The 9,176-nt window shown below is 37.6% G+C and carries 6 protein-coding genes; 5 read left to right on the forward strand and 1 reads right to left on the reverse strand.

Translation table 11 applies throughout. The features are described 5' to 3' along the window. Positions 1–364 precede the first annotated feature (364 nt). Together AC1DSL_RS14175 and AC1DSL_RS14180 are read left to right on the forward strand one after the other, a co-directional pair. Positions 365–826 carry a VanZ family protein gene (locus tag AC1DSL_RS14175; RefSeq protein ID WP_477532653.1) on the forward strand — a complete coding sequence of 154 codons (462 nt, stop codon included), beginning with the start codon at positions 365–367 and terminating at the stop codon, positions 824–826. Positions 827–976: 150 nt separating this feature from the next. Then, a complete protein-coding gene (locus tag AC1DSL_RS14180) occupies positions 977–3,157 on the forward strand; it encodes a 5'-nucleotidase C-terminal domain-containing protein (protein WP_477532654.1) in 2,181 nt (726 codons plus the stop codon). 199 nt (positions 3,158–3,356) lie between these two features. Here AC1DSL_RS14180 and AC1DSL_RS14185 read toward each other — a convergent pair whose 3' ends face one another. After that, the gene (locus tag AC1DSL_RS14185) at positions 3,357–4,076 is read right to left on the reverse strand and encodes a hypothetical protein (RefSeq protein ID WP_477532655.1); all 720 of its coding nucleotides are present in this window, start codon (positions 4,074–4,076) and stop codon (positions 3,357–3,359) included. Between the two features lie 179 nt (positions 4,077–4,255). Here AC1DSL_RS14185 and AC1DSL_RS14190 point away from each other — a divergent pair, with 179 nt between their 5' ends. The 3 genes from AC1DSL_RS14190 to AC1DSL_RS14200 all read left to right on the forward strand — a co-directional run. Further along, positions 4,256–6,199 carry an S-layer homology domain-containing protein gene (locus AC1DSL_RS14190; RefSeq protein ID WP_477532656.1) on the forward strand — a complete coding sequence of 648 codons (1,944 nt, stop codon included), beginning with the start codon at positions 4,256–4,258 and terminating at the stop codon, positions 6,197–6,199. Positions 6,200–6,376: 177 nt separating this feature from the next. Next, positions 6,377–7,837, forward strand: coding sequence for an N-acetylmuramoyl-L-alanine amidase (locus AC1DSL_RS14195; protein WP_477532657.1), 1,461 nt, complete (start codon positions 6,377–6,379; stop codon positions 7,835–7,837). A gap of 93 nt (positions 7,838–7,930) precedes the next feature. After that, positions 7,931–9,176 (forward strand): S8 family peptidase (locus AC1DSL_RS14200; RefSeq protein ID WP_477532658.1); only part of this gene is annotated, 1,246 nt, incomplete at its 3' end.

The raw sequence follows: 9,176 nt of genomic DNA on the forward strand, positions 1-9,176 counted from the left end.
TCCAGAAAACACACCACGAATTCTAGATAACGCTAATCGAAATCTAGATAAGTCATCACGAAATACAGATATCTGCGCCCCAAATGTAGATAACAATTTACTTTGACACCAATTCCAGAAAACACACCACGAATTCTAGATAACGCTAATCGAAATCTAGATAAGTCATCACGAAATACAGATATCTAGGCACCAAATGTAGATACCAATTTACTTTGATACCAATTCCAGAAAACACACCACGAATTCTAGATAACGCTAATCGAAATCTAGATAACCATGCACGAAATGCAGATTTCCAACTCCTGATCCACAATCACCCTTCAGCACGAATAAATCTAGGAAGTGTGCTAAACTTGAAAATATGAAAAAGTACATTCTATTTATCTTCATCCTAGCAACACTATTTTATTCTTCTGCACAAACGTATGAAGAACAGTCGTTGATTCCTGACCTCATGAGATGGCTCCCAAACGAACCTTTTAAAGGTGGTTTATCTCTTTTGCAAATTCCTTATTGGGGGACAATCGTTTCTGTGGAAGAACGTGGGTACCATGCATTTATTGAATTTCTAATCAGAAAAGGAGCACATGTTGTTACGTTTGGTGCTCTTGCTATTGCCGCGTATATCATGGTAGGTCGCTTAAGGATGGCATTTATCCTTACAGTAGTACTGGCGATTGCTGATGAATTTCATCAATCACTGACAGGCGGGCGGACACCAACCATACATGATGTTTTGTTGGATTCATTTGGTGCGGGTTTGGCATTAATCTCTATTTATTTCATTGAAAAGTATAGGTCTAAAAAAAAGAAGTCCATTTAAAATGGGCTTCTTTTTTACATGATAAGAAAACGCTTGCAAAAAAATGAAGATTTTGTAAATAAACTATATTATTAATGGGAATATTGGTAAAATTAATAGGGTAAGAGTTTTTACCTAATAACCTACATATTCGAAGGAGGAAATTTGTACATGTCGAAATTGTCTAATAAGAAATTCTTAGCTACTACTGTTACTGCTGCGGCCGTAGCCATGGCTTTTGCTCCAGTTGCATCAGCTGACGAAATGAAATTCACTGATGTAGGTGAGAAATATAGTGATGCGGTTAACTTTTTGGTGGGAAGCGGTATATCTAAAGGGCTAACTGATACACAATTCGGTGTTAGCAAAAACATTGACCGAGTAGATGCAGCGGTTCAAGTTGCACGTGCATTAGGTTTTTCTGAAGACGGAAAGTATAAGAGCTCTGGATTCACTGATGTACCAGCTCGTGCAAAATGGGCAGTTGATGCATTGGTAGAAGCGAAGATTGTAAACGGTAAGACGAATAAATCGTTTGGCTCTTATGACGATTTGACTCGTGATGAAACTTCTAAGATATTAGCAAATGCTGCTAAGCTACCAATCGATGAGAGCGTTACAAAGACTAAATTTACAGATGTAAATCCTAGATTTGCAAAATATGTTGATGCTCTTGTTAAAGCTGGAATCACAAATGGACAAACAGAAACAAAATATGGTTCATGGTACGCAGTGAGACGTGGTGAACTTGCATTGTTCCTTGATCGTGCAAAAGAACATTTTGGTTTCTACGACTTAACTGTTATGCATACAAATGATACACATGCATACCTAGAAACAGCTCCATTCCGTGCTACTGCAATTAAAGAAGTACGTGCAGAAAATGAAAACAATATTTTACTAGATGCTGGTGACGTATTCTCTGGAGATCTTTACTTCAACGCATTTGAAGGCGCTGCAGACGTTGAGATGATGAACTACCTTGGTTATGATGCCATGACTTTTGGTAATCATGAATTCGATTTGGGATCTTCAAAAGATGGCCACAAGTCTTTAACGGAATTCATCAAAAATGCAAAATTCCCATTGGTATCTGCTAACGTGGATTTCTCGAAAGACCCATTGTTTGACGGACTTCAATCAAAAACTTACGCTTCATCATACAAAGATGGACAAATCTATAATGGTGTGGTTTTAGATGTTAATGGTGAAAAAGTAGGTGTGTTTGGCTTAACAACTGAAGAAACACCAACAATTTCTTCAACAGGGAAAGTTGAATTCAAAAACTACATTGAATCGGCAAAAGCGTCTGTAAAAGCACTTCAAGAACAAGGCGTAGATAAAATTGTCGCACTTACTCATCTTGGTTTAGATGATTCCTTGAAATTTGATAATGACTTGGAATTAGCGAAACAAGTTGAAGGTATCGATATTATTGTTGGTGGCCATACACATTCGAAAATTTCTGCTCCGGTAGTATCTAAAGCGTTCGACGCTCCAACAGTTATCGTAACGGCAAATGAATATGGTAAATTATTAGGAACTCTTGATGTTACTTTCAATAAAAAAGGCGAAGTTTCAGTCTTTGCTGGAGAATATTTAGAAATGAAGGCTGAAAACTTTGCTGCTGATGAAGGCGCTGTGAAATTATTGGCTCCGTATAAAGCAGAAGTTGAAGCTATTAAAACTCAATCTACAGGTACAACAGCAGTAGCGATGTTAGATGGACAACGTGCTGGTGATACAGAAGGCAAGTCAAGTGTTCGCTTCAATGAAACAAACCTTGGAAACTTGATGACTGACGGTATGCTTGCAAAAGCAAAAGGTATCAATAAAGATACGGTAATCGCTCTTCAAAACGGTGGGGGTATCCGTAGTTCAATCGATGCGGGTGACATTACAGTTGGTGAAGTATTGAAAGTTATGCCTTTTGGTAATGCATTGGCAATCATAGACCTTAAAGGCTCTGAAATCAAAGCTGCTTTGGAACATTCAGTGTCTCAAGCACCAAAAGAAAACGGTGCATTCTTACACGTATCTGGCATGAAATTTGAGTATGATAGTTCAAAAGAAGCGGGCAAACGTGTAACAAAAGTTCAAGTTAAAGTTGGAACTGAATATGTGGCTCTTGAAGATGCGAAAAACTACTTCGTAGCAACTAACACATTCACAGCTAAAGGTGGAGACGGTTACGAAATGTTCAAAACGGCTTACAATGAAGGTCGTGTGTCTGAACCAGGTATCGTTGATTACACAAGCTTCATCGATTACATCAAGACGTTGGATAAAGTTGATCCAAAAGTAGAAGGTCGCATCGTTGACGTTGCTACTCCTGCTCCTGCAGCTAAATAATTAAGTAAATTAATAAATTGTAAAATACCCCCGGCATCTTTTGATGTCGGGGGTATTGTTTTTTGAAAGGTTGTAATGAGTGAGAATTGTCATTGTATTTTAAATAAGAGTTTATAATAAACAACTCAATAATAGTAATGTTTAATAGCTAATTTTTCTATTAAAAAATCCTGACCGGTATTTCGGTCAGGAAGACTTATTATCTATTCATTGCCTTATCTAAAAGTGCATTACGACGAGCTTCTTTTTCAGCTTCATAGTCATTTATTAAACTTTGAGCGTGGGACTTTCCATAACCGTTTGCTACAAGTTCCTTTTCAATAACTGAAATTGCTGAGTAAAATACTTTGTCTGTTCGGCCTTCCAATTCAGAAGCAGCTGAAGTGTATTTGTTGTAGAAGTAAGCGTAGTTAATTGATTCACCATTTGCTTTTTTTCCTTGATATTCTGAATATGCACGACCAACTAATGCATTAATACGGCTATTTGCCTGAGATTGCAGACTCGACATTACGGGTTCATATTTCTGTTTAATAGAAGCAACTGTTACACCACTATCAGGGGTGTTGCCTGTGCTGGATCTACCGTTTGATGAATTACCAGTTGTACTCGTTTTTGTACCAGTAGAAGAGTCGTCATTTGTTGTTCCGTTACTAGAATTTGTACCTGAAGATCCATTGTCAGTAGACACGACCGGAATATTATTGTTAACCTCCGATTCAACAATGTTGCCATCTTCATCTAATTCAATAGAAGTGCCATCTGGTAAGTCAATTTTATATGTTTCTTTAGTAATTTCTGTGACTTCTGAATCGGCTATATCATATTCCTTAATTTGAAAAATGTAAATTAAATATCCACCAACGATTAAAAATAAAGCTACGAAAGCAGCTAATATTTTCTTCCAATGCTTTTTCACGCGCAGACGCCTCCTAAATAAATTCTACTATAAGATTACCATAATTCGACATGAACCAAGTAGATTTATTGAAAAGACAATCCAATTTCAATATATTTGGTAAATTCGGTTGTGGTTGGAAAATCTATGGACTATAATAAACACTACGTAATAAGCAAATATAACCAAGAGGTGATTTAATGACTAAATTTTCTAGTGATAATAAGACTATAAAAGCAATAATCGCAGGAGCGGTTGCATTCACACCCGTGATAGCAGTAGGTATAAATGCTGAGAAGACTAGTGCAGCAGAGCAGGATTCTCTACCTAGTAACGTGGAAACGTTCCTTAATCAATTAGATGTAGTTTATGCGGATCCAAGTTTGACTAAAGATGACTTATCTAAATTACATGCAGCCCAAAATTACTTAGCTGCCAAAAGTGACTGGGTAGATGTTGCAGAAAGAATGCTTAATAAAAGTACTTTAACTGCTGAAGAGCAGAAAGTTCTTACGTATCTTCTTCCTTTATTTGCCGCAAGTACAACAACTAACTTAAAAGCTTCTATTAATAGTTTCTACTCAAAGGTGAGTGATGCTGAATTACAAAAAGCATTTGATGTACAAGTAGGTTCTACTACATTTACAAAAGCTACTTTTACTTCATTCTTAGTAGAAACTGAAACTAAAGTTTTTACTAACTATGCGAACAATACAAAAGGGACAACTTTATTTAACGAATTTGTGAATGCACTAATTTCCCCAACAAGTTATCCAGATGTAAAAAAAGCAATTACAGATAAGTTCGTATTAACTAGAGTTTTTGATGAGCTCCAAGATATCTTGAGTGTTGGAATAATTAATGACGCTAAACCTGCTTTTGCAAAAGTTGCGACTATTTATGACGGAAAATTCGGTGTCGACACAGGAAATCCAGGCGGTGGTACTCCAGGACCAACACCACCTCCAGTTGAGGTAAATAAAGATGAGGTATCAACGGATGGATCAACAATTGAGTCAAATCCACAATCTGTAATCGATGCAATTACGAAAGCGGCAACTGTTGAAGAGTTAGTTGTTAAATTAGATGCTGGTGTTGAAGTTGTAAGTATTCCTGCAACAATATTAAGTGCTCTCAAAAACAAAAACGGTGAAGCGGTAGTTGTTATCGTTTCTGGAGACGCTACATATGAAGTTCCTGTTTCTCAGATTGACCTTTTGGCAGCTGCTGCGTCGCTAGGTGTTGCTTCTGCTGAATTAAAATTAGTAGTAACAGTTGATGAAGTCGCAAACCCACTAGCAGGTAAAGCTGGATTTAAAACACTATCTGATGCAATTGATTTCAAACTTTCTTTAGTAGCACCGGATAATAAAACAATCGAATTGAAAAATTTCAGTAAACCTGTTCAACGTTCAATTAGTACTTCTACAACCCTAAATCCATTAACAACAGTTGGTGTGGTAGTCAATGCTGACGGTTCAGTCGTAGCAGTTCCGACATTTGTAGAAGATAAAGAAGCTAATCTATACCGTAACAGTAACTCTGTTTACACACTAATTGAGAACTTCAAGACATTTAATGATGTAAATAACGGTAAAAATTGGTCAGAAGAATATGTTGAGAAATTAGCTTCTCGTATGGTAGTTAAAGGGACGACTGCAACAACATTCTCTCCAAACCGTGAAATTACACGTGGTGAGTTTGCTGCAATTTTATCTCGCGGTCTTGGATTAATTTCGAAATCTTCAAATGTTAAATTTACTGATGTCTCTTCAAAACAAGCTTTCAATCTTAATGGTGAAATTGCAGCAGTAGTTGAAGCTGGAATTGTTAAGGGTGATGCGAAAGGTAAATTCCGTCCATATGATGAAATTTCTCGTGATGAAGCAGCAATCATGATTAGCCGTGCACTTGATTTTATCGGCACTGATGGCGTTAAAGTAGACACGACTAAAAAGATTACGAATTTTACAGATTACCGTTACATCGGTAACACTGCACGACCACACGTTCAAAAAGTTTATCAAGCTGGATACATCAACGGTTACAGCAATGGAACGTTTGGTCCTTCACAAGATACTGAACGTGGCCAAATGGCAAAAATTCTTTATAACTTCTTACAATCTGTCAAATTCATTAACTAAATTACAAAAGACCTCACAGAGTGAGGTCTTTTGTAATTTATATTCTCCAATTAAAATACAGCAAAATAGAGTGAAAAAGTCGATTATTGTTAAAATATAGACCAATAGAAACATAGAAATTTGGCAAATTTTATGTTACGATTCCGTTACAACATAGAAAAAGGAGAATTTTGCGATTTGAAAAAATTATGGTTGTATGCTTTCTTTGCTGCAGTATTCATTGGATTAGGGTTTCCTGTAACACAAGCTTCGGCTAACACATCATTTAGTGATGTTGGAACTACCCATAGAGCCCAAGAGGAAATCTATTATTTAGTAGAAGGAGGAATTGCGAACGGAATTTCTTCGACATCCTTCTCACCGAACCAACAAGTAACGCGTGGACAAGCTGCTGCTATGCTAGGGCGTGCACTTGGTTTGAATGGAGAGAAAAAGGCAACATCCTTTTCAGATGTCTCTTCAAACTATTTTGCATCTGGATATATTCAACAAATGGTAAATAAGGGGATTATTTCAGGTTATCCTAATGGCCAATTCCAGCCTAACAAAACTTTGACACGTGGTGAAATGGCTCTTTTAATTAGTCGCTCATTTGGGTATGGAGCAAACTCTGTATCAATTGCTTCTTCTCGTCTGATGGAAAAAGGAATTGCACAAGGTTATGCTGACGGTTCATTTGGTGCATCTGAGACGATTATTCGAGCAGACTTCTCTGTATTCTTAGCTCGTGGAATTCATAGTCAATTCCGTACGTCTGATGAACAAACGTTTAACCGTCCTATGTATGTAAATGTAGATAGTTTAAACGTCCGCACTGGTCCTAATACACAATACCCTTCTTTGGTAAAAGTAAACAAGGGACAAGTCGTTGAATATGGATATACAATTGGAGATTGGTCTTTCATACGTGTAAATGGAAAAGAAGGATTTGTACATAGTTCATATATCCAAATAGATTTGCCAGATCCGAATAATCCAACGCCTCCTGTCGTAACACCGCCACCTACTACTGTACCTAGCGATTTAGTTGTCATCATCGATCCAGGTCACGGTGCACACGATCCAGGCGCTCAGGGGTTTGGTTATAAAGAAAAAGATGTCGTATTGAGCATTTCCAAATTAATTAAGACATATTTCGATAAAACACCAATTCAGGCAAAATTGACAAGATCCACAGATGTTTTTCTTGAGTTGGGCGCACGTACTAAATTTGCTTCGCAAAACAATGGTGATATTTTCATCAGTATGCATGCAAATGCACTGAATGGTTCAGCGAATGGAACAGAAACTTATTATTATCGAACAGCTGCAACTAATCCATATGTAAATGATTCCAAAGCTCTTGCCACATATATTCAAAATCGTATGCTAGAAGCATGGGATTTGGCAGACCGTGGTGCTAGACCTGGGAACTACTATGTATTACGTGAGAATACAATGCCTGCAGCTTTAGCAGAAATCGGATTTATCGATAACAAGACTGATAATGCGTATATCGCATCATCTACACGTCGTGACCAAATGGCAAAAGCTATCTTCATGGCAACTCTTGACTATTTCTACCACTATGAAGGGCGAAAAGATGTGTTGCCATTATATAACACGGTAAACGGCAAACCTTCTCCTAAACTTCATTAAACCAAAAACGCTGATCTAAAGAAAATTTAGGTCAGCGTTTTTCATATGAGTCAATTAAAAGTATAATGAGAAAAAGAGATAGGGGGCGATAGCGTGAAATACATTGGGAGTATTGCTTTGTCTGCGCTTTTACTTTTTGGTAGTTTACCCAATCATGAAGTAGTTGCGGAAACAACGCATCACATTCTAGTAAAAGTAAACGATAGCCAGAAAGATTTACTCGATAATTACAAGATACTGCGTGAATTCGACACTATCCCGGTAGTTGAACTTGAAGTAACATCTTCACAACTGAATGAACTTAAGATGGATTCATCAAATGTTCAAATCCTGCCAGATTTTGATTATCAAATTTCAGCGGATTCAGTCCCAGTATCCTTTAAACAACTTAAAGTTACGCCTACACAAGTTACACCCTATACAGGAAAAGGCGTTAAGGTAGGTATTCTGGATACAGGAATTGACACGGAGCATTCCGATTTGTTTGTTCGTGGAGGCTTTTGCAGTTTAGAAGTAAGATGCCCACAATCTGTGTCTTACGATGATGACAACGGTCATGGAACACATGTTGCGGGAACGATAGCTGCGCTGAAGAATAATGCAGGTATTCAAGGTATAGCGCCAAATGTTGAATTATTTGCAATTAAATCGTTAAATCGTAATGGAGGCGGTTCTACTGCCAGTTTAGTCGCTGGTGTAGAGTGGGCCATTAAGAATGATATAGATATTTTAAATATAAGTGTTACAACTAACGGGGATGACCCCGCTCTTCGCATGGTATTGGATAAAGCGTATCAAAGTGGGATGGTGCTAGTTGCCGCTGCTGGGAACGAAGGAGAGTCTTTGCAAAAAGATAGTGTTCAATATCCCGCAAAATATGACAGCGTCATCGGTGTTTCTGCTATAACTGCAACAAACGAGAAATTGCTTGAATCTTCAAGTGGACCAGAAGTTGAAATTGCAGCACCAGGTTCATCTATAGTTAGTACATATCCGAGAAATTTGGATACAACGGATGGCCAACAGAACGGATATTTTTCTCAATCAGGTACTTCTATGGCTGCTCCACATGTGACCGGAGTGTTGGCACTTTATAAAGAACGATTCCCAAATGCATCAAATGTAAAATTGCGTCAAATGTTGCAAGTGACAGCCACGGATTTAGGTGCAGTAGGACGAGATGAAACGTTTGGGTATGGAGTCGCTACCTATGAGCCTATCATTACAGAACTACCATTCTTGGAATCCAAAGTAGCAAATGGTCAGATCTTGTTTACATTACAAAATAAAGATGCTGTGAGTAGTTGGAAGCTAACAGAAAATGGGACTACCCTAAAAG

The organism is Paenisporosarcina sp. P4_D4 (genome assembly GCF_056401835.1).